This window comes from Pseudanabaena yagii GIHE-NHR1 (genome assembly GCF_012863495.1).
Lineage (GTDB): Bacteria > Cyanobacteriota > Cyanobacteriia > Pseudanabaenales > Pseudanabaenaceae > Pseudanabaena > Pseudanabaena yagii.
On record NZ_JAAVJL010000001.1, the window covers coordinates 3,573,377 to 3,594,314 of the forward strand.

Below are 20,938 nucleotides of genomic sequence, written 5' to 3' on the forward strand. Positions count from 1 at the left end.
TGATGAATAAGGTTGTTGGTATTGCGATGTTGACTTTTTTGGCTTGTGGGCAAGTGCAGATAATGATGAGCGAAAGCATCCAATCCCAAACAACACAAGACCTCAAAGCAGAAGCATATCGACTTTTACAACAAGGAATTCAGCAATATCAAATCAGCCAGTTTGAGTCAGCATTTCAGTCATGGCGGCAAGCTTTAACAATCTATCGGGAAATCAAAGACCGCTTCGGTGAGGGAAATGCACTGGGAAATCTGGGAGTTGCTTACCGTTCCCTCGGTAAATATGACAAAGCGATCGAGTACCAACTGCAAAGCTTAGCGATCGCGCGGGAACTCAAAGACCGTCTCGGTGAGGGAAATGCGCTGGGAAATCTGGGAAACGCTTACCTTTCCCTTGGCAAATATGACAAAGCGATCGAGTTCTATCTGCAAGACTTAGCAATTGCACGGGAACTCAAAGACCGTCTCGGCGAGGGACAGTCACTGGGGAATTTGGGAAATGCTTACCGAAACCTCGGTAAATATGACAAAGCGATAGAGTACCAATTGCAAAGGTTAATGATTGCGCGGGAACTCAAAGACCGTCTCGGTGAGGGACAGGCGCTGGGAAATCTTGGAAATGCTTACTATTTCCTCGGCAAATATGACAAAGCGATCGATTACCTACAGCAAGTCTTAGCGATCACGCGGGAAACTAAAGATCGTCTCGGTGAGGGACAGTCATTGGGAAATTTGGGAAATGCTTACCGAGACCTTGGCAAATATGATAAAGCGATAGAGTACCAACTACAACACTTAGAGATAGCACGGGAAATCAAAGACCGTCTCGGTGAAAGAACGTCTATAGGAAATCTGGGACTCGCATACTATTTTCTTGGCAAGTATGAAAAAGCGATCGAGTTCCATTTGCAAAGTTTAGCAATCGCGCGGGAACTTGAAGACCGAAGCGGCGAAATGATTGGTCTGAATAATTTAGCCGTTGCCTACGAAAAACTAAATCGATATCGAGAAGCAATGATTTCTTATCAGCAAGCTTTGACCATTGCTATAGAAATTGGAGATCGAAATGTCAAAGGTTATGCTCTCGCCAATCTAGGAGATTTACTCTCCAAAGCAAAACGCCCCGAACTGGCGATTCTCTTTTACAAACAATCGATCAACGTCCGCGAAGCGATCCGCAAAGACATCAAAAAACTTGATAAAAGCATCCAAAAATCCTATCTTTCCACTGTCGAAGATACCTATCGCAGTCTCGCTGACCTCCTCCTCAAACAAGACCGCATCATGGAGGCGCTACAAATCCTCGACCTTCTCAAAGTCCAAGAACTCGAAGACTATTTCAAAAATATTAAAGGTAGTGATCGCTCAGCACAGGGGGTGAAACCTTTAGCACCAGAGCAATCCCTCAGCGATAAGCTTTTAGCTGTTAGCTTGGATAATAGCCAAGAAATCAATACTCAACTTGCAAATCAAATTCAACAACTTCCTAAATCCGAAATTAACCAAGTTCCTCAATATCTCAACCAAATCCCACAGGGCAACGTCCTACTCTATCCCTTCATCTTAGGCGACAGACTAGAACTCATTCTCTTTGCACCCAATACATTACCAATTCATCGCACAGTTGTTATCAAACAAGATGAGCTAACTGCTTTAATTACAGAACTCCGCTCAGTACTGCCAGATCAATATTCGGAAGACTTTAGAGAACCATCGCAGAAACTCTATAAATTGCTGATTAAACCCATTGAAAGCGAACTTATCAATAATAAAACCACCACTATTCGTTATGCTCCTGATGGTATTTTGCGATATATCCCCCTTGCTGCCCTCTATGACGGTAAACAATGGCTAGTAGAGAAATATCGGATTAGTAATCTCATCGCCTATAGCCTTAGTGATTTTAGTCCTCAGCCCCAAATAGAGCCAAGCATTCTCGCGGGAGCCTTTGGTGGTAAAGCAGGCGAGAGAAAATTTGGACAGGAACCATTACCTGCGACAATTGCCGAAGTTCGTATGATTGCTAAAACATTACCAAACTCCAACACCCTCGAAGAAAATGCCTTTAGTCGTCAAGCCACAGAAAGAGACTTAAAACAGCACAGCATCCTCCACCTTGCGACCCATGCCGAATTTAATACAGGTAGTCCCGACAACTCACGGATCTTCTTTGGTAATGGCGATATCCTCAAGTTGCGCGAAATCTCTGACCTATCCCTGCAAAATATTAACCTAATCGTATTGAGTGCCTGCCAAACAGGTTTAGCGGGATATAGTGATGGGATCGAAATTTTGGGTTTTGGTTATCAAGTCCAAAAGGCAGGTGCAAAACAGGCGATCGCTTCTCTCTGGTCTGTCAATGATGAAGGTACTCAAGCATTAATGGAAGCATTTTATAGTGAACTCAAAAAAGGCGATGTTACACCTACCGAGGCATTACATAGAGCGCAAGTTGCGCTGATTAAATCAGCAAACTATAGTCACCCTAGCTACTGGTCAGCTTTTTTTGCGATCGGTAATGGTTTGTAAACAGATAATTTGCAGATTATTGACGATTGAAAACTTCTAAGGTTTGGCGACAGAACTCGCGTAGATTTTCGGCTCCATCATCCTTAGGCAAAGTATCTCCCAAAAATTGCCAATTCTCAACCGTTGAGAAGCGCCAACGCTCGCCCTTGTAGTCATGCCCACTTGCCTCAATACCGATCGCCCGTAAATCACCTTCCACAGGATCTTCATAGAGACGAATTTGAAAGAGAATGCTCCGCACTCTGAGCCGCCAACTTACCCCCGGAAAATGAAAGCCTAGATCAATCGAATCAGGATCAAGCAATCTGCGAGTATCCGAATTGTTAACCCAAGGTTTTAGGTCTGAACGAGCCGCAGGGTAAATGGTTTTAAACAAATTAACAACGGTAGCGATTTTAGTCGCGATGTCAACATTTCTAGCTTGTTCAGCAGCATTCATGGGCGAAATCCTCACATAACACCTACAAAACAAAGCTTTACCAGCCTTTGGTAGCTGATTTTAGCATTTGCATACCATAAATCGACTCATCCCGCGATCGCTGTAGCGATTGTTATCATTCCCCATATTTGAAAGAGTAGCTTCGCCACTCTTTCAAATATGGGGAATACGCTGTATGCAAATGGTTACATTAAATTACAGCGCTTTGTACTTACTTGAAACCCAGAAATATTTTTGAGAGTGGCGCGAAGCGCCACTCTCAAAAATATTTCTGGGTTGTATTAGCGTTTAACAACTAATAAATCGGGAGTATCGGCAAACTTGGGTAATACATTGTCATCAAAGCTCAGACGGTCAAGTAACTTAGCAAATTCCTTACAACATTCCGTCGAGCTTTGCAAAATTTGCTCCTGAGCGAACTTGATAATAATCCAACCTGAATCCACTAAAAACCTCTCTGCTAAATCATCGCGCATGATAATCGCAGCATTGTCTGAGGGGACACTAATTTCGATCGCAATGTGTAAATTCAGGACAGGATCGATATATACCAAGGCAGGCGACCAATCATAATCAATACTCGGAATAAACAACTTTACGCCTTGATAGAGGGTTCCCGTTACATATTGCTGAAGGGTAATCCCAAAATAGTAAATTACACCCTCGATCGCTTGCTCATCCGTTGGTTGATTTTTGCCAAAGGGATTAGTGCTTTCCTTAATCGCGATCGCATCCCCACTCGTCGATACCTTGGCAAAATAATCACGATATTGCTGATGGCGAAACTGCATAATTCGATCTGGAGCATGGGCGATCGCCAATTCCCTTTGATACTTAATTTCTTGATGGGAATAGGCTTCAAACTTAGCTAAGTAATGCTGGAGAGTATCTTGATGCTTTTTATAGCGCTTTTTATAAGTCTGAAATTGATACCGAATCCGCAGGATAATTACCACCGTTCCCACGATCAGCAAGACCAGTCCTAATATCTTGGAAATGAGAGTCACAATCGCAACTACCACTACCAATCCGCAAGTCAGCCCCAAAGCCTCTTGAATATGAATTGGCTTAGGCTGACGAAAAGCAGGCACGCTAGGAATCTCAATATTAAACTCAGGAGCTTGAGGCTTAGACTGAGCAATGCGCTGTACTTCTGGCGGAATTAGAATAATGGGAAACTGGCGCATCATCAATAGGTACTGAATAGTCGATTAGATGTGATTTTTACAGTGCTTTGAGGATTTTGGCAAGTTTATAAACAAAAGGGGCGCAGAGCACCCCTTTTGTTTATAAGCTTTAAGCGTTTTCTAAACCAGGGATTGAACGATACAACTGGATGTATTTTTCGGCTGAGGTTTCCCAACTGAAGTTACTATTCATCCCGCGTTGTTGTAACAAGCGCCAAGCATCGGTGTAGCGATAGCTTTCCCAAGCGCGTACCATGCAGGTATACATATCGAGTGGCTCATAGCGATCGAAGCTAAAACCAGTACCTGTCTGTCCAATAGGATCATGGAAAGATACAGTATCGACTAAACCACCTGTACGGCGCACAATTGGCACAGAACCATAACGCAGGGCTACTAGTTGACTAATACCACAGGGTTCAAAACGGCTCGGCATCAGGAAAGCATCGGAACCTGCATAAACGCGATGGGATAGCGCCGAGTTAAATAAAATTTGCGCGGACATACGGCCAGGGTAGCGAGCAGCAATTTGCCAGAGTTGCGATTCATAATAGCGATCGCCTGTACCTAAGACGACAAACTGTGCGTCAGTGTAAGCCATAAACCGCTCAAGAATTTGCAGCAATAGATCAATACCCTTCTGCTCCACCAAACGCCCGACCATCCCAATTAAGAAAGTACTAGGATTAACGACTAGTCCTAATTCCTTTTGCAAAGCAATTTTGTTAGCAAGGCGATCGTCAAGGGTATCTACAGAATAGTTTTGAGCTAGGGCAGGATCAGTAGCAGGATTTTCTAGCTCAGTATCAACACCATTTAAAATGCCCCAAGGTTTGAGGAATGAGAGTATTCCTTCGAGTCCTTCCCCATAAGTCGGCGTACAAATTTGCTGAGCATAGGTCGGGGAAACAGTATTCACGCGATCGGCATATTTAATTCCAGCAGCCATGGTGTTATGGGCATCCATATACCAAGGAGTCCATGTAATCCGATCTAAGAACCAACGCCAAGGCCCTTGATAAGCCAAGTTATGAATTGTGAAGACCGTACCGATATCTGAGATTTGGTGCATCCACACAGGAATCATACCTGTATGCCAATCATGGCAGTGAATGAGGTTAGGTTTCCAATAGTTCCAAGAAAACTCAGCAACGGCATTGGCAAACATGGTGAACCGCCAATCTTCGTCTTCACCACCATAAATACGAGCGGGAATAAAGGAGCCATGCCCCACTAAATAAAGCGGAACATCAGTCCCTGGTAGAACTGTCTGAAAAATATCAAATTCCTGAAACATGGCATAGCCTTTCCAGATCCATTCAGGATTTTCCTTGAGCTTGTCTGGAATCACACCGTAGTAGGGCATGATAATCCGCACATCATGTCCCATCTTTTTGAGAATTGGGGGGAGTGCGCCCACTACATCTGCCATGCCGCCAACTTTGGCGAGAGGAGCAACTTCAGCCGCCGCAAATAAAATTTTCATTCGTTGATCATTACTCGTATTTCAGGCTATCTAAATTATTTTCAGGCATAGCGCGATCGCTACAGCAGTAATTTTTGCAAGGGCCTGATAAAAAAGGAAACCCGCAAAGCGGGTTTCCTTTTTTTGAGGAAGCATAGCGCGATCGCTACAGCAGTAATTTTTACAAGTGCCTCTTGATTTGAGAAAAGACATCGCTTTGCGATTTCCTTTTTTGAGGAAGCATAGCGCGATCGCTACAGCAGTAATTTTTTACAAGTGCCTCAAGTTCAACAAACTCACTCCCAATAAAAAAGAAACCCGCTTTGCGGGTTTCTTTTTTACTATTCAGCGATCGCGACTTCTTCTTGTTTATTATCGTTGTCGTTGTCGTTGTCGTTGTCATTGGGTAACTCTAAGCAGTAACCCGCACCATAGACAGTTTTGATATATTTCGGATGACGGGGATCAGGTTCAAGTTTGGTACGCAAATGGCGAATATGCACACGGATCGTCTCAATGTCATCATCAGGCTCATAGCCCCATACTTCTTTGAGGATCTCACTAGGCGAGACTGTCTGTCCATGACGTTGCAACAAACAATGCAATAGCTCAAACTCCAAATGCGTCAGCTTAACAGTTTTATTAAACCAAATCGCTTCAAACCGCTCAGGTACAAGGGTTAAAGAACCAAAAATTAAAATTTCGCCATGTTTTGCCGTATCAATAATTCGATTAGTACGCCGCAATAAAGCTCGCACTCTTGCCAACATTTCCTCAAGTTCAAATGGCTTGGTGAGATAGTCGTCAGCCCCTGCATTAAATCCCTCAACCTTATCTTGAGTTTGCCCCATAGCCGTGAGCATCATCACAGGAATTTCTCTAGTACGTTCGTCACGCCGCAATCTCTGACAAACAGTAAAACCATCAACCCTTGGTAACATCAAGTCAAGGATGATCATGTCTGGCATCAACTGAATGGCAAGTGCTTGCCCTTTAATGCCATCACTAGCTTGAGTGACTTGATATCCAGCATTTTCGAGGTTGAGCGTGACCATTTCAGAGATTATGGGATCATCATCGATCAAGAGCAGCCTAGGCATCATTAGTCAAAGTTCCATCTATACGATTGGATTAATACGATTTGTTAAATAATATATCCTATACCAATTCTCAGTAAAGCTAGCCCTTAAACATCAGATATTAGGAGTAAAGCTCGGTGCTATCACCCCTATCTTGAATTTATGGCGATCGCTAAAAAAATTTCTGGCTAAAGGAATAGTAGGTACAGATTATCAGCTATTTACAGGCATCTCTACCACAATCATTAATAAAACACCCTGAGTCTGTCTTCAACTCTTACAACATTACTCATACAATATATGAAGATATGTAAAAATTGATATAAAACTGGTTTATTCGCATGAGCCTTCCAACTACTTCTGTCACCGAACTTTTTGCACCAGTCAAGGATGACTTGCGTACGCTCACGGATAACCTGAAGCAGTTGGTAGGCGCAAGACATCCTATTCTCTACGCTGCTGCGGAACATCTATTTGAAGCTAAGGGCAAGAGTATGCGCCCTGCATTAGTGCTACTAGCTTCACGGGCAACGATGAGCGATCGCGATATTACCTCACGCCATCGCCGACTCGCCGAAATCACCGAAATGATCCATACAGCGAGTTTGGTGCATGACGATGTGATTGACTCCGCCGAACTCAGACGCGGGATGCCAACGGTAAACAATAGCTTCGGCAATCGCATTGCCGTACTCGCAGGGGATTTTCTCTTCGCCCAAGCATCTTGGTACTTAGCAAATTTAGATCACCTCGAAGTCGTTAAGCTCTTGTCCAAAGTGATCACCGATTTTGCCGAAGGTGAAATTCGTCAGAGCCTGACAGCTTTTGATAGCAGTTTGACCCTTGAGGATTATTTAGAAAAGAGTTTTTATAAGACTGCTTCACTCATGGCAGGTAGCGCTAAGGCGGCAGGTGTCTTAAGTGGTGTTAGTCAAGTACAGGCTGAGCAATTATTTAACTTTGGTAAGCATTTTGGCATCGCCTTCCAAGTGGTCGATGACATCCTCGATTTCACCAGTTCCACTGAGACTTTGGGCAAACCCGCAGGCTCCGATCTCAAGCAGGGTAATTTGACCGCACCAGTCCTATTTGCCCTAGAGGAGTATCCGCAATTGCGTGGCTTGATCGAGCGTGAGTTTAGCGAAGTGGGCGATCTCGATAAAGCTTTAGAGCTTGTCTATAGCAGTGAAGGCATTTCGCGATCGCGTGAATTAGCCAAGAGTCATGTGAAGTCTGCTTTAACTGCGATCGAATGGCTGCCATCCTCTGCCCCCAAACAGTCCCTCATTGGCTTAACTAACTACGTTTTAGATCGGTTGTATTAAAATCGGAGATAGCGCAAAGCGCTAATCTCCTTATTATTAGGCTAATGAGGTGTAGCTATGGTTGCGGTATTAGGCATCAATAAAACTCCTGAGCACCCATTTAAAAACTTCATAGACCAGTACCTAAATACTTGGGTAAAAGTCTCTTGGGCTGAATTTATCCAAGTTGCCGATAATCCTCAATATCAAAAAAACAAGTTTTATTATTTCAATGGGGAAGCAAGGGTCGAACCTATGTCCACAGGCTCCGATCATTCGGCTGATCATGCCCTAATCGTCATGGCGATTGGCTTATTTGTTGCTGTTAATGGATTAGCCCTAAATAGCAAAGACAATTGCTCTTATCGCAAAGTTGGCAATAAAGAAGTACAGCCTGATATTTCCTATTACGTGGGCGAGCGCGCTCAGTTAATTCCTTGGGGGACAGGAGTTATTGATCTTGAGACTTATCCTGCACCTGATTTGGCGATCGAGATCGCCAATAGCTCTTGGGCTGACGATATCGGTAAAAAACGCTTGATGTATGAAGATTTGGGTGTTAAAGAATATTGGGTAATTGATGTTAAAAATGTAGAGATTTTAGCCTTTGCAATTACCGATTTAGAAGGGGTTAAAGGTAGTTATCGCATTACGCGATCGCAAGTAATTACAGGTTTAGAAACTGCACTTTTGCAAGAAGTGTTGCGCTTGTCTAGAGAAAATGATCATGGCTATGTAACATCATGGTTACTTACACAATTGCAACACAAATAAAAAAGAGGGGGCGCATCGCGCCCCCTCTTTTTTTATGGAAATTTAGGTTGCAGAACCTAGACCAACGTAGGAACCATAAAAGAATAGACCAACAACAACTAGTACACCAGTACCAGCAACAGTGGCTACTAACCAAAGTGGAATGCGTCCATCTTTAAACATGAATTGAGACCTCCAAAGAAAATAATTTTATGAAAAGAATTAAAAAATTGCGTGGATGCTGAGCATCTGTCTAAGCAAGAGCTTTCTCCATCTACAAAAATTTAGTACTTAGTTGAAGAAGTAGCTGGAAAATAGCAAAACAGTTACGAAAATGAGTAATAGTCCCAAGAAGAGAGAAGTACGATTCAACTCTACAGGTTGGCTATTTGGATTTTTAGGAGCCATAAGTAAATAGTTTTCTTGTATTTTGTTTCTAGATTACGTCTGGAATGAATAAGAACTAGCGGCTAATGAATTGCATTGCTGCGATCGCGCCAATAAAAAACACGGTAGGAACGCCTAAGCCGTGAACTGCTAGCCAACGGAAGGTAAATACAGGATATTGAACGGGTTGGTTAGGATTGTTGCTTGCCATAGTGAATGAGTAAAGTTTTGCAGTGGTTTAACGCGATAAACAGAATGAACTGAGTCTTGCAATATTTAGCAGAGAAATAGTTCGGAGTTATTTCCCAGTTGCGGAAATCTCAGCGTCAACATTGTAGCGCTCGATTACAATGGGCGCAGTTTGGCGATCTTGAGAGTAGTACTCGTTAGGGCGTGGTGTGCCAAATACGTCATAGGCTAAGCCTGTGCTTACAAACAACCAACCTGCCAAAAACAGTGCAGGAATGGTGAGGCTATGGATTAGCCAATAACGAACGCTGGTAATAATGTCGGAAAATGGGCGCTCTCCAGTAGTACCTGCCATAACAGTCCTCTAAATGTGTAATGTCTAAAATCTTTATTTTAAATAATAATTTACTATTGTACCAAGTTGCGATCGCAGAGCTAAAACAATACCCTGCCCACAGGCTGAAATCACAAATAATTCAGTATTAGTCGTTGAACCGCGAGAAAACCTCTAGCCATTTCCAGAAAAAATTACTGTTTCTCTATCTATATGCCAGCCAAAGATATTTTTCATAATACGGTCAAAATAGGGTTAGAGAAAGAAGGTTGGGAAATTACCCACGATCCCATGTATTTAGACTTTGGTGGAGTTGAAATATATATTGACTTAGGGGCAGAAAAATTAATTGCAGCAGAAAGAAAAGGGGAAAAAATTGCAGTTGAAGTTAAGAGCTTTATTAGTGGCTCAGCAATTTCTGAATTTCACAAAGCACTAGGGCAATTTATTAACTATCGCACAGCACTGAGCCAAAAAGAGCCAGATCGCATAATGTATTTAGCTGTTCCCAACACTATTTATGAAACATTTTTTAAACTGGAATTAATCCAAATAATCATTAAAATTCAAAACATAAAATTGATTATTTACAACCCAAACAGAGAGGAGATAGCACAATGGATAAATTAAACCAATATCGAGAAATTGTGAAACGATTAATCAAAGAATATGCCCATGATGACTATAGAAGAAATGGTGTAGACCGCGAACTAGTGTTTGATTTAGAGAATGATCATTACCAAATTATTAATGTGGGCTGGGAGAATGATCACCGTATTTATGGTTGCATCCTGCACTTCGATATTAAACAAGGTAAAATCTGGTTGCAATACAACGGTACAGAAATAGATTTTGCCGAAGAGTTAGTGAAGCAAGGTGTACCCAAACAGGATATTGTCATCGGTTTTCATTCTCCTTTCATGCGTAAATTTACGGAGTATGCCGTAAGTTGATCATGAAAATCCGCAAGATTGATAAGAATGAACGTATTGAAATACTCAAGGGAGATTTGTATGCCTATTCGCGCTGGACTAATCAGGATTTACCGCGATCGCACCTAACAGCCATCAATCCTGATGATGTATTGGCAGCCGAAATCGATGGCAAAATTGTGGCGGCGCTGCAATGTTTTCGATTTCAGCAGTCTGTACGGGGCGTAATTAAGTCGATGGGGGGAATTGGTGGAGTCTGGACATATCCTGAATATCGCAATCGTGGCTGTGTGAAGGCATTAATGAAAAGTGCTTTTTTAGAAATGCGGATGCAGGGGATTTGTGTGAGTATGCTTACGCCTTTTAAAGAGAGTTTTTATGAATCACTGGGCTATGCGATCGCCAATGCTACCAATGAAATTACGATTCCGATCGCGTCTTTAACTAATTATTTAAAATTACCAAATCAGAATCACGGGTCATGTGATCGCTTTCCTGCGACTGAAGTCAGAGATATTTTGTCCAATTTCCTCTACGAAAATCTGCGATCGCACACAATAATGCCCCATAGTCACGGCTTAGCAATTACAAATTTCACCTATGACCAATGGTGGCATTTACATCGGCAAAAGCTCTGTGTGGTGATAAAGCGCGATCGCCAGCCCGTAGCCCTAGCCATTTATGGAATTGATAGCAGTGGCAATTTACCCATGAGCGATCGCCAGATCGAAATTTCATCAATATTTTGGACAGATTTAGAATCCCGCGATCGCCTATTCTCATTTTTTGCTAGCCATCGAGATCAAACCCATAGCCTGAAAATGCCAATCCCAATCAATGCAAATGTAAATTCATGGCTCAGCGATGCAGGAAAGTTGCAATCATCAATAACAGAGCCTTGGATGGTAAGGATTGTAGATATTGTTGGGGCTTTGAATGGTTTGCCGATCGCCTGTGAGCCATTTACCTTTGCCCTTAGCGATCCTCAATGCAGTTGGAATGAGAGTATTTTTAGAGTAGATGGCGATTGCGGTAGTCTCACAGTCAAACGCTATAACGGTGATGTGCAAAATATGGCGATCGACTTTCACGCCACAATTGCAGGTATATCTGCTCTGATCTATGGCACTTGTGCGATCGCTGAACTCGTTCATAAACAATGGATTACTAATCTAAATCCAGTTACTTACGAGTTATTAGAAAATGCCTTTACCCCATGCGTGATTTATAATCCTTTTAAGTTCTGACCTTCGTTGCATGAGCATGTGGCTCAGTTGCTGCAACACCTTAAGGCTCTTGCGGATAAAAAATGTCCCACCAAAGTTATCTAGCTTCGACTTCGCTCAGCTAACGTTGGCTGAGCGGAGTCGAAGCCACAGGTACTTTAATTAATAGCAAGTCCCTTATAAAAGCATGAAAGAAAAACTCACTCGCAGTCAAGAACGAGTGCTACATCTCCTCCAACATCACGATCACGCGGTATCCGCGCAAGATCTTCATTCGGAATTACGCAATAGTGAAAAAAGTGTGGGGTTGGCGACGGTTTATCGATCGCTAGAAACGCTCAAATTGCAAGGCTTAATCAAAGCTCTCACCTTACCCAATGGCGAAACGGTTTACAGTGTCACCCGTGCCGATCGCCATCATCTTAATTGCCTAAACTGTGGTAAATCCCTGCCGATTGATAGCTGTCCCATTCACGATCTAGGCAATCAACTCGCCAAAAAACATAGCTTTCAGATTTATTATCACACCCTCGAATTTTTCGGTATGTGTAGTCAATGTCAGGAGGAATCTCAATAAAGTGGTCAGCGAAACTGCCCACTTTATTAGATGAGGAATTTTTCGGTATGTGTAGTCAATGTCAGGAGGAATCTCAATATAGCTGTCGCCAAGTGTATCAGGACATAAAACCCAAGAAGAGAAAGGCGGCGCGAAGCGCCGCCTTTCTCTTCTTGGGTTTTGATTTTGTCCTAACATAAGTGACGGCAGCTATAAAATGGTCAGCGAAACTGCCCACTTTACTGGGTTAGGAAACTAAACTATGAAAACTGTACTTGTTCCCCTATTTGAAGGCTTTGAAGAAATCGAGGCGATTACGATTATTGATGTATTGCGACGCGGCAATATTGAAGTAGTGACAGCCAGCCTCTCCGAGCAGATAGTGATGGGCGCTCATGCGATCGCTATTATTGCCGACAAACTTCTCGATGAAGTTGATGCTAGCCAATTTGATGCGATCGTCCTTGCTGGTGGTGCAGGCACTTTCCGCTTGCGCGAAGACCATCGCATTGCATCAATACTTAAAACACAAGCATCAGCAAATAAACTCGTTGCAGCAATTTGTGCGGCTCCCACTGTCCTCTCTAATGCGGGATTACTGCGCGGTAAACAAGCAACATCCTTCCCCGCAGTCAAAGAACAACTAGAAGTAGGCGAATATCTGGAAGTACCTGTGGTAGTTGATGGCAATGTGGTCACTAGTCGTGGTGCAGGAACAGCTATGGCATTTGCCCTCAAATTAGTAGAGATTTTGCAAGGTGAAGCGATCGCTAATAAATTAGCCAAAGACATGATTGTTTAGTATTTACAGATTTTTGTTCTATGAGTTTATGGGTTTAATTTACTCTCAGCATCATGGTGATCGCTATAGATACGATAAAACTATTAGAGTTAGGCTTAACGAATCCTGACTCTAATTGAAATTGAGCCTGTTACCAATAACTAATGCTAAAAAATTTTCAATGGCTAAAACCGCTATTTCCTAAATATCTCTTGCAGCAATTGACAGAATTAAAATTGCCAAGATTCCGATCTACATTTGTCAGTAGCGCAATTATTTTGGGGATGCTCTACGGAGTCAGGCAGCTAGGGGGACTGCAACAATTAGAGCTAGTGGTTTTTGATCAGATGATACGATCGCGTCCAGACAAAGTAACCGATCCGCGATTGTTACTGGTCACGATCACCGAAAGCGACATCAAACAATACAAATGGCCCCTAACCGATCGCCTTGTCGCGCAGACCTTAACAGAACTAAATCGGTATCAACCCGCCGCGATTGCCGTAGATCTCAATCTTCAGCGTAATATTCCCATTGAGCCAGATCGCAGTGAACTAATTGCCCAATTGCGTCGCCCCAATGTGATTGCCGCAGTTAGCAATGGCAATAATCAAAATGATCGCATCGATCCGCCCATTGAGCTACCCAAAGAACAGGTTGGTCTAGTTGATCTGCCTGCCGATCCTGATGGTTTTATGCGGCGGGTGTTGCTATTTACCAATCGCGCTTCTTTATCGATTCAATTGCTCAATGCTTATTTGCGAGCAGACTGTCCCCGCGATCGCCCACAGCGTCAGGATTTAGTTTGTCAAAATCTCAAGCCCTCGTTTAATTCCAAAAAAGAATATGAATTGGGAGGAGTGGTATTTCCTCTTTTAAAGTCAGATTCTGGAGCTTATCAAACGATTAATAGTGGCGGTTATCAAATTCTGATTAACTATCGCGGTTCATCCCAATCTTTGCAGCGCGTCACGCTCTCCCAAGTCCTGCAAAAAGAAGTAAATCCTGATTTGATTAAAGGAAAAATCGTGCTGATTGGTGTAAGTGCGCCTAGTCTCAAGGATATTTTTTTAACTCCTTATAGTTCCGCAACTGAGGGAACTGTGAGAATGGCAGGAGTGGAAGTTCAAGCGCATATTACCAGTCATTTGCTTGGTGCAGTGCTAGATGGCGATCGCCTGTTTTGGTTTTGGGCGGAGTGGCAAGAGCTTTTATGGATGTTGATTTGGGCGATCGCAGGGATTAGCTTAACTTGGAGTATTCGCAAACCGCTTATTTTAATCCTCAGCGAACTTCTATTTCTATTAATCTTATTGGGATTTAGCTATGTTCTATTTTTGCAACAGGGTTGGATTCCTGTGGTTGCTCCTGCATTGGCGTTTGGGCTAGCGAGCCTTACCACCTTGATTGATCGCCAATATCAGCTTCAACAACAGCAACAAATGATGATGCGGCTATTGGGTCAACAGACTTCACCAGCGATTGCCAATGCACTTTGGGAAGGACGCGATCGCCTGTTGCAGTCTGGTCGATTACCTTGGCAAAATGTGACCGCAACAGTTCTGTTTACGGATATTAAGAGCTTCAGTACGATCGTGGAAGGAGAATCGCCAGAACGGGTGATGGGCTGGCTCAATGAATATCTGACAGTGATGGCGGATGTGGTGCAGTCGCATCAGGGCGTGGTGAATAAGTTTATTGGCGATAGTGTGATGGCGGTGTTTGGTGTGCCGATCGCCCTTCAACAACAGGCGGAAATTGCCACGGATGCGCGGCGATCGGTGGCTTGTGCCTTGGCAATGCGATCGGCGCTAATGGAATTAAATCAGCGTTTTGAGCAGCAGGGATTGTCCAAAATTGAGATGCGGGTGGGAATTTTTACGGGAGCGGTGATGGTGGGCAGTTTGGGCGGTAAGAGTCGTTTGGAATATGGGGTTATTGGCGATACGGTAAATATTGCGTCACGGCTAGAGTCCTGTGAGAAGGAGCGTCAAGAGGAAGACTGTCGCATTTTAATTGCACAGGAAACACTGGATTATTTAGAAGATCTCTATGATGTGGAAAGTTGGGGAGCAGTATTTTTAAAGGGTAGGGTGCAGGCAGTGCAGGTTTATCGCTTAATTGGACATCGGTAGAATTTGTGGCAAGAAAATTATATTTCATCATCAGATCATGTAAATTTGATGACATCAAATTTACATCGTTTGTTTGTGCTGGATGCCACCCCATAAATTCATGAAAATTCTTCGTCAGAATAGGTTTCTTAGGACAATGGCACTAATGGCTTTTGTAATTGGTGCAATGCCAAGCCAGTTACTCACAGCACAAACTATTCCCATTTACGATCCACCACCACCAACCGATCCAACGATACGCGGCAATAATTGCTCTACAGTTACGCCTGAATTATTGTCTCCTGTGTCGAAGAAGGTGTTCACCACGGCTGACTATCCAACATTTTTGTTAGTTGTGCCAACCACAACAGCTCGTCAGGCAAAGTTTTCAATTCGCGATCGCGATCGCAAGTCAATTTATCGACAGACCTTTAGTTTGTCAGGTCAGTCGGGAATTTTGCGGGTGGTGTTACCGAATGAAGCTAACATCAAAAAGCTTGATGGGGGACAAATCTATAAATGGGAATTTAATATCATTTGCGATCCTGATAATCGCGGCATTGATGATTTTGTGGTGGGTGAGTTGCAAAAGGTTACTCTGCCTGATGCTAAGTCTCCATCTCAGTTGACTTTATGGGAGCGATATAGAGCGTTTGAGTACGATGCTTTGATGGTCTTAGATTTGTTGCGCCGAACTAATCCTAGAGATCAATTAATTCAGTCTGAGTGGGAGTCGTGGTTAGTGCGTCACAAGTTCGGCGATTTGAAAGGATTGCCAGCGATCGTATTAAAATCGCAAAAGTAACGTAGCTGCCTCGACCGCTATAATATCGGGTATAGCCCTGAGTCAAGAAATCATCCAAAGATTACTAAGGAGCGAAATCATGAAAGAATCTGTTATCTATCAAGCCATCTTGCAGGAAGGCATGGCTGAAGGTATTGCTGAAGGCAAGGCTGAAACTACTAAGCAGCTTGCCTTAAATATGTTGCGCTCTAATATAGCTGTAGATTTGGTTGTGCAAATTACTGGGCTAAGCCTCAAACAAGTGCAAAAGTTGCAAAAAACTAGCACTAAACCACCAAAAGCCTCAAAGTCCCCAAAGAAATCGCCGCGTTAAAAACATAAATTATTCGCGTTGTCCCTATAAACACAAATTCGTAGGGGTTTAGCATTTGCGTTTCAAGATTGTGGTGGGGAGTATAAAAATCTTGGCGCAAATGCTAAACCCTCCATGCTTTCACCGATCGCTTGTCCCTGCGTTGAGAGGTTAGGGCAAAGCATTCCCCAATTAAAGTTATCTGAAAAATTATAGATTTCTGTGGGAATGCTTTGCTCCTATATAGATCATCTGTGTATTTTAGAGGAGTTAATTATGACGCAAATTATTTTAGAAATTGGTCAGCCTGTGGTCATTGAAAAGCTGAGAAGTCTTGCCCAAAAGTATCAGCGAACTTTGGAGGAGCAGATTGTTTTAATTTTAGAAAATGCTGTTACGCCTTTGCCACAAGAATAGAGGACTTTTTCTGCCTTAGATAATGGTCAAGATGGTTTTTGGTATAAGACTTTAAGGTTTAGACAGAGGATGCAGCAGGAAAATATTGTGTTCGCCGACGAAGATTTTGCCGATCTACGCGATCGCTCTGAGGGTCGGGAGGTTGAGTTTTAAGCGATCGCTCTACCAAACAGTTGCGATCGCCTTTGCCTCACAAATATTCTGATCACAAGTCAAAATAGCCACTTGGTTTCCTTGACTCTCTATGACTAAAGCTGTTGATACAATTTGCCGATCATGCATTTCGTTGATAGAAATCAGCTTGATACTTCTCTCAATTACATCAAAATCTAGTGGATAGATAGAGACCCGTTCATCATCCTTGACTACCTTTAATAATGCCTCGACAGAAGGAATCGAAGTTTTACCACGACTAACTATCCATGCTGATTCGGCTAAAGCGATCGCAGGTAAAATTAATTCACTACTCGCATCAGAAAGGATTTCTTTGGCGATCGCACCTAAACGAGAATTTCCTTCTAAGAACCAAATTAGGGCATGGGTATCAATGATATATTTCATAGCCCTATAACTATGACCAACTAAGACCATCATCAGGATCGCCGTTAAATTCAGCATCTTTAAAATCAGATTCAGTAGATTGCTGAGAGCCTAAAAACATCCCAAAGGACATAATTTGGCTGGATATAGTAGCTAACTGCGGTTTAAAAAAAGTTACAAAAACCTGACTCTCAGAAATATCTTGAGGGACTTCAGCTAATTCGATTTTGCCGTTTTTATATATTCCTTGAATTGTCTGTAGCATAGTGTTTTCTATGGGCAAATTGCGCGATCGCTAATGAACTATTGCGTACAGACATTCTAGCTAAAATTTGATAGCGAAGCAAAAAATCGGGGATATGTATACTCAGAAATGTGAGAAAGTTTTTATTAGAAACACCCGAATGTAAAGGAGATGATGAAATGATGCGTAAGGTTGGTGTGGTGGTGAGTCGGGTTGGATTGATTTTGATGTTGGGAATGTTTGGAGTTCCTTTTGTTGCGCCGAGTTTTAGTCAATCAAATTCTGCTTCAGCGCGATCAGCAGCTTTGAAGGAAGCAGAGGAACTCAATCGGCAGGTGATTCAACTCTACAAACAGGGGAAATATCGAGAGGCAATTGCCATAGCACAACTTTCCCTCGCGATTCGAGAAAAAACATTAGGAGCCGAGCATCCTGATGTCGCCGCCAGCCTCAATAATCTTGCCCAGTTGTATAAGTCACAGGGGAACTATACAGCCGCCGAGCCACTCCTTAAACGTTCCCTCGCGATTCTAGAAAAAGCATTAGGAGCCGAGCATCCCGATGTCGCCTCTAGCCTCAATAATCTCGCAGAGTTGTATAAGTCACAGGGGAACTACCCCGCCGCCGAGCCACTCCTTAAACGTTCTCTCGCGATTCTAGAAAAAGCATTAGGAGCCGAGCATCCCGATGTCGCCTCCAGCCTCAATAATCTTGCAGCATTATATAATTCACAGGGGAACTACGCAGCAGCCGAACCACTTTATAAACGTTCCCTCTCGATTCGAGAAAAAGCATCAGGAGCTAATCATCCCGATGTCGCCTCCAGCCTCAATGGTCTCGCAAGGTTGTATGATTCACAGGGGAACTACCCCGCCGCCGAATCACTTTATAAACATTCCCTCGCAATTCGAGAAAAAGCATTAGGAGCCGAGCATCCCCTTGTCGCCACTAGTCTCAATAATCTCGCAGGGTTGTATGTTGCACAGGGGAACTACCCCGCCGCCGAGCCACTCCTTAAACGTTCCCTCGCGATTCTAGAAAAAGTATTAGGAGCCGAGCATCCCGATGTCGCTACTATCCTCAATAATCTCGCAGCATCGTATGATTCACAGGGGAACTACCTAGCCGCTGAACCACTCTATAAACGTTCCCTCGCGATTCGAGAAAAAGCATTAGGAGCCAATCATCCCGATGTCGCCTCTAGCCTCAATAATCTAGCATTGTTGTATGATTCACAGGGGAACTATCCAACCGCCGAACCACTCTATAAACGTTCCCTCGCGATTCGAGAGAAAGCATTAGGATACAATCATCCCGATGTCGCCTCTAGCCTCAATAATCTCTCAATGTTGTATCAGTCACAGGGGAACTACTCTGCCGCTGAAACACTTTATAAACGTTCCCTCGCAATTCGAGAAAAAGTATTAGGATCTGAGCATCCCGATGTCGGCACGAGCCTCAATAATCTCGCAGTGTTGTATCAGTCACTGGGGAACGCCTCAGCAGCCGAGCCACTTTATAAGCGTTCCCTCGCGATCGCTGACAGAGCATTAGGATCTGAGCATCCCAATGTCGCCACTAGCCTCAATAATCTTTCATTGTTGTATCAGGCACAGGGGGATATCGATCGCGCAATTACATTTCGACAAAAGGGACTTGAAGTTCAAGAACATAACTTAAAGCTTAATCTGGCATCTGGCACTGAAACCCAAAAACAGGCTTATATGCAAACCGTTTCTGGAACAACAGATGGTACTATTTCCCTGCACGTCCAAGCCGCCCCCACAAACAACGCCGCCACACGCCTAGCCCTAACCGCAATTTTACAACGCAAAGGTCGTCTCCTTGATATCCTATCAACCAACCTCCAAACCCTCCGCCAATACCTCACCCCCGACATCCAGCCACAATTTGATCAATGGATCACCCTCAAAAGCCAACTCGCCAACCTTGCCCTCAAAAATACCCCCATCGATCAATATCGCACCCTCCAGCAACAAGTTGAAGAAATAGAATCCAACCTCAATCGCCGCAGTGCCGAACTGCAAGCAATCAACGAAGCCGTCACGATCGCAGCAGTCCAAAAACAAATCCCTACCGAGGCAGTCCTAATTGAATTCTTTCGCTACGATACTTTGAATCCCAAAGCATCCCAAAAAGATAGATGGGGCAAACCTCGCTACGTTGCCTATATCCTCCAGAACCAAGGCGAACCCAAATGGGTAGACCTCGGCGAAGCCGCAACCCTAGAGCCAGCAATTCAAACATTTCGCCAAGCCATCAGTCGCCCACCCACAAACCCCGATCGCGAAGTCGATCCGCAATTAACCGTAGCCGAAGTCAAACAAACTGCCCGTGACCTTGACCAAAAGCTGATGCAACCGATCCGCCCATTGCTAGGCAACGCCCGTCATTTATTGATTTCCCCCGATAGCGATCTCAACCTTATCCCCTTCGCCGCCCTCGTTGACCAGCAAAAACGCTTCCTTCTCGAAACCTACGACATCACCTATCTCTCATCAGGACGCGACTTGCTCCGCCCAAACCGCAAGGGCATCAATCTCACAAATCCCGTTCTCTTCTCCGATCCTGACTATGGCAAACCCTCAGACAAATTAATCGCCAGCAACGGTCGCAACCCTTGTTCAACCCAAATAGCTGCTAGAGGTGAAGAAATAAACTCCCTTGCTAACCAAATATTCTGTCAACTCCCCAACGTCGCCGCCGAAACCAGCGCCATTCAGAATCTCTTGCCACGATCGCAATTATTGAGCCAATCCCAAGCCACCAAATCCGCCGCCAAAAAGCTTCGCAACCCTAGCATTCTCCACTTTGCCACCCACGGATTCTTCCTACCCGATCCACCCAACACCAATCCCGACACACCGATCCGTCAAAATCCCCTCTCGCGATCCGCCCTAGTTCTCGCTAACTTCAATCAGCGTCAATCTTGCAGCGACTCAGACTCCAATTGCAATGGCTTACTCACCGCCCAAGATGTCACCACCATCGACCTACGCGGAACCAAACTCGTATTTCTCTCCGCCTGTGAAACTGGGCTAGGCAAAGTCACCAATGGCGAAGGCGTATATGGCTTGCGTCGCGCCTTTACCCTCGCAGGAGCCGAAAGCCAAGTGATGAGCCTCTGGAAAGTCAACGACCAAACCACAAGAGAGTTAGTCGAGAGCTATTACCAAAACCTCAAGGCAAATCAAGGGCGTAGTCAATCCCTAAAAACGATTCAGCTAGATCTCCTCAAAAAATATCAGTTTCCCTACTATTGGGCAGCCTTTATCCCCTCTGGCAATTGGTCGGCAATGCCTGAAATCTTTACTAGCCCCTAAAAAGAAAGGGACGCATCGCGTC

General features: G+C 43.8%; 23 protein-coding genes. 13 read left to right on the forward strand and 10 right to left on the reverse strand.

The genetic code is table 11. From position 1 onward, the window contains the following. Positions 1-2: 2 nt before the first annotated feature. Complete coding sequence (locus HC246_RS16355) at positions 3-2,528, forward strand: tetratricopeptide repeat protein (protein ID WP_211167724.1); 2,526 nt, start codon at positions 3-5, stop codon at positions 2,526-2,528. A 16-nt stretch (positions 2,529-2,544) separates the two neighbouring features. On the opposite strand, the gene HC246_RS16360 is transcribed toward HC246_RS16355, so the two are convergent. The 4 genes from HC246_RS16360 to HC246_RS16375 form a co-directional block, all read right to left on the reverse strand. Then, entirely contained in the window at positions 2,545-2,967 is a 423-nt protein-coding gene (locus HC246_RS16360) for a hypothetical protein (protein WP_169364315.1), read from the reverse strand. Positions 2,968-3,248: 281 nt separating this feature from the next. Further along, positions 3,249-4,157: a hypothetical protein gene (locus HC246_RS16365; protein ID WP_169364316.1), complete on the reverse strand. Its 909-nt coding sequence runs from the start codon at positions 4,155-4,157 to the stop codon at positions 3,249-3,251. Positions 4,158-4,263: 106 nt separating this feature from the next. Continuing rightward, positions 4,264-5,640, reverse strand: coding sequence for a glycogen synthase GlgA (gene glgA / locus HC246_RS16370; protein ID WP_169364317.1), 1,377 nt, complete (start codon positions 5,638-5,640; stop codon positions 4,264-4,266). A gap of 320 nt (positions 5,641-5,960) precedes the next feature. Next, positions 5,961-6,719, reverse strand: coding sequence for a response regulator transcription factor (locus tag HC246_RS16375; protein WP_169364629.1), 759 nt, complete (start codon positions 6,717-6,719; stop codon positions 5,961-5,963). A gap of 320 nt (positions 6,720-7,039) precedes the next feature. Here HC246_RS16375 and sds point away from each other — a divergent pair, with 320 nt between their 5' ends. Both sds and HC246_RS16385 read left to right on the forward strand, forming a co-directional pair. After that, entirely contained in the window at positions 7,040-8,023 is a 984-nt protein-coding gene (sds, locus tag HC246_RS16380) for a solanesyl diphosphate synthase (protein WP_169364318.1), read from the forward strand. A 57-nt stretch (positions 8,024-8,080) separates the two neighbouring features. Further along, entirely contained in the window at positions 8,081-8,776 is a 696-nt protein-coding gene (locus HC246_RS16385) for a Uma2 family endonuclease (RefSeq protein ID WP_169364319.1), read from the forward strand. 42 nt (positions 8,777-8,818) lie between these two features. Here HC246_RS16385 and HC246_RS16390 read toward each other — a convergent pair whose 3' ends face one another. The 4 genes from HC246_RS16390 to psbE all read right to left on the reverse strand — a co-directional run bounded on the left by HC246_RS16390 (position 8,819) and on the right by psbE (position 9,686). Beyond that, complete coding sequence (locus HC246_RS16390; RefSeq protein ID WP_126387912.1) at positions 8,819-8,938, reverse strand: photosystem II reaction center protein J; 120 nt, start codon at positions 8,936-8,938, stop codon at positions 8,819-8,821. Between the two features lie 108 nt (positions 8,939-9,046). After that, entirely contained in the window at positions 9,047-9,163 is a 117-nt protein-coding gene (locus HC246_RS16395) for a photosystem II reaction center protein L (RefSeq protein WP_071590099.1), read from the reverse strand. A gap of 55 nt (positions 9,164-9,218) precedes the next feature. Next, on the reverse strand, positions 9,219-9,353 hold the full coding sequence (gene psbF / locus HC246_RS16400; RefSeq protein ID WP_126387910.1) for a cytochrome b559 subunit beta: 135 nt from the start codon (positions 9,351-9,353) through the stop codon (positions 9,219-9,221). 87 nt (positions 9,354-9,440) lie between these two features. Then, positions 9,441-9,686, reverse strand: a complete 246-nt coding sequence (psbE, locus tag HC246_RS16405; protein WP_126387908.1) for a cytochrome b559 subunit alpha — start codon at positions 9,684-9,686, stop codon at positions 9,441-9,443. 192 nt (positions 9,687-9,878) lie between these two features. On the opposite strand from psbE, the gene HC246_RS16410 reads away from it, so the two are divergent. From HC246_RS16410 to HC246_RS16450, 9 genes are all read left to right on the forward strand, one after another. Next, on the forward strand, positions 9,879-10,295 hold the full coding sequence (locus HC246_RS16410; protein WP_169364320.1) for a XisH family protein: 417 nt from the start codon (positions 9,879-9,881) through the stop codon (positions 10,293-10,295). Continuing rightward, on the forward strand, positions 10,283-10,618 hold the full coding sequence (locus tag HC246_RS16415; RefSeq protein WP_169364321.1) for a XisI protein: 336 nt from the start codon (positions 10,283-10,285) through the stop codon (positions 10,616-10,618). Before HC246_RS16410 ends, HC246_RS16415 begins: the two co-directional genes overlap by 13 nt. Before the next feature lie 2 nt (positions 10,619-10,620). Beyond that, complete coding sequence (locus HC246_RS16420; RefSeq protein WP_169364322.1) at positions 10,621-11,844, forward strand: GNAT family N-acetyltransferase; 1,224 nt, start codon at positions 10,621-10,623, stop codon at positions 11,842-11,844. Between the two features lie 166 nt (positions 11,845-12,010). After that, the gene (locus HC246_RS16425; protein ID WP_169364323.1) at positions 12,011-12,400 is read left to right on the forward strand and encodes a Fur family transcriptional regulator; all 390 of its coding nucleotides are present in this window, start codon (positions 12,011-12,013) and stop codon (positions 12,398-12,400) included. Between the two features lie 241 nt (positions 12,401-12,641). Further along, the gene (locus HC246_RS16430; protein WP_169364324.1) at positions 12,642-13,181 is read left to right on the forward strand and encodes a DJ-1 family glyoxalase III; all 540 of its coding nucleotides are present in this window, start codon (positions 12,642-12,644) and stop codon (positions 13,179-13,181) included. Between the two features lie 143 nt (positions 13,182-13,324). Then, positions 13,325-15,295: a CHASE2 domain-containing protein gene (locus tag HC246_RS16435; RefSeq protein WP_169364325.1), complete on the forward strand. Its 1,971-nt coding sequence runs from the start codon at positions 13,325-13,327 to the stop codon at positions 15,293-15,295. A gap of 145 nt (positions 15,296-15,440) precedes the next feature. Next, complete coding sequence (locus HC246_RS16440; protein ID WP_169364326.1) at positions 15,441-16,079, forward strand: DUF928 domain-containing protein; 639 nt, start codon at positions 15,441-15,443, stop codon at positions 16,077-16,079. Between the two features lie 79 nt (positions 16,080-16,158). After that, positions 16,159-16,392 carry a hypothetical protein gene (locus tag HC246_RS16445; protein ID WP_169364327.1) on the forward strand — a complete coding sequence of 78 codons (234 nt, stop codon included), beginning with the start codon at positions 16,159-16,161 and terminating at the stop codon, positions 16,390-16,392. 255 nt (positions 16,393-16,647) lie between these two features. Further along, a complete protein-coding gene (locus HC246_RS16450) occupies positions 16,648-16,788 on the forward strand; it encodes a hypothetical protein (protein WP_169364328.1) in 141 nt (46 codons plus the stop codon). A gap of 162 nt (positions 16,789-16,950) precedes the next feature. Here the strand turns inward: HC246_RS16450 and HC246_RS16455 are convergent, their stop codons facing one another. Both HC246_RS16455 and HC246_RS16460 read right to left on the reverse strand, forming a co-directional pair. After that, positions 16,951-17,406: a type II toxin-antitoxin system VapC family toxin gene (locus HC246_RS16455; RefSeq protein ID WP_211167726.1), complete on the reverse strand. Its 456-nt coding sequence runs from the start codon at positions 17,404-17,406 to the stop codon at positions 16,951-16,953. Continuing rightward, positions 17,360-17,593, reverse strand: coding sequence for an RNA-binding protein (locus HC246_RS16460; protein ID WP_169364329.1), 234 nt, complete (start codon positions 17,591-17,593; stop codon positions 17,360-17,362). Before HC246_RS16460 ends, HC246_RS16455 begins: the two co-directional genes overlap by 47 nt. Before the next feature lie 215 nt (positions 17,594-17,808). Between HC246_RS16460 and HC246_RS16465 the strand changes: the two genes are divergently transcribed. Next, positions 17,809-20,916, forward strand: a complete 3,108-nt coding sequence (locus HC246_RS16465) for a tetratricopeptide repeat protein (RefSeq protein WP_225903038.1) — start codon at positions 17,809-17,811, stop codon at positions 20,914-20,916. Positions 20,917-20,938 lie beyond the last annotated feature (22 nt).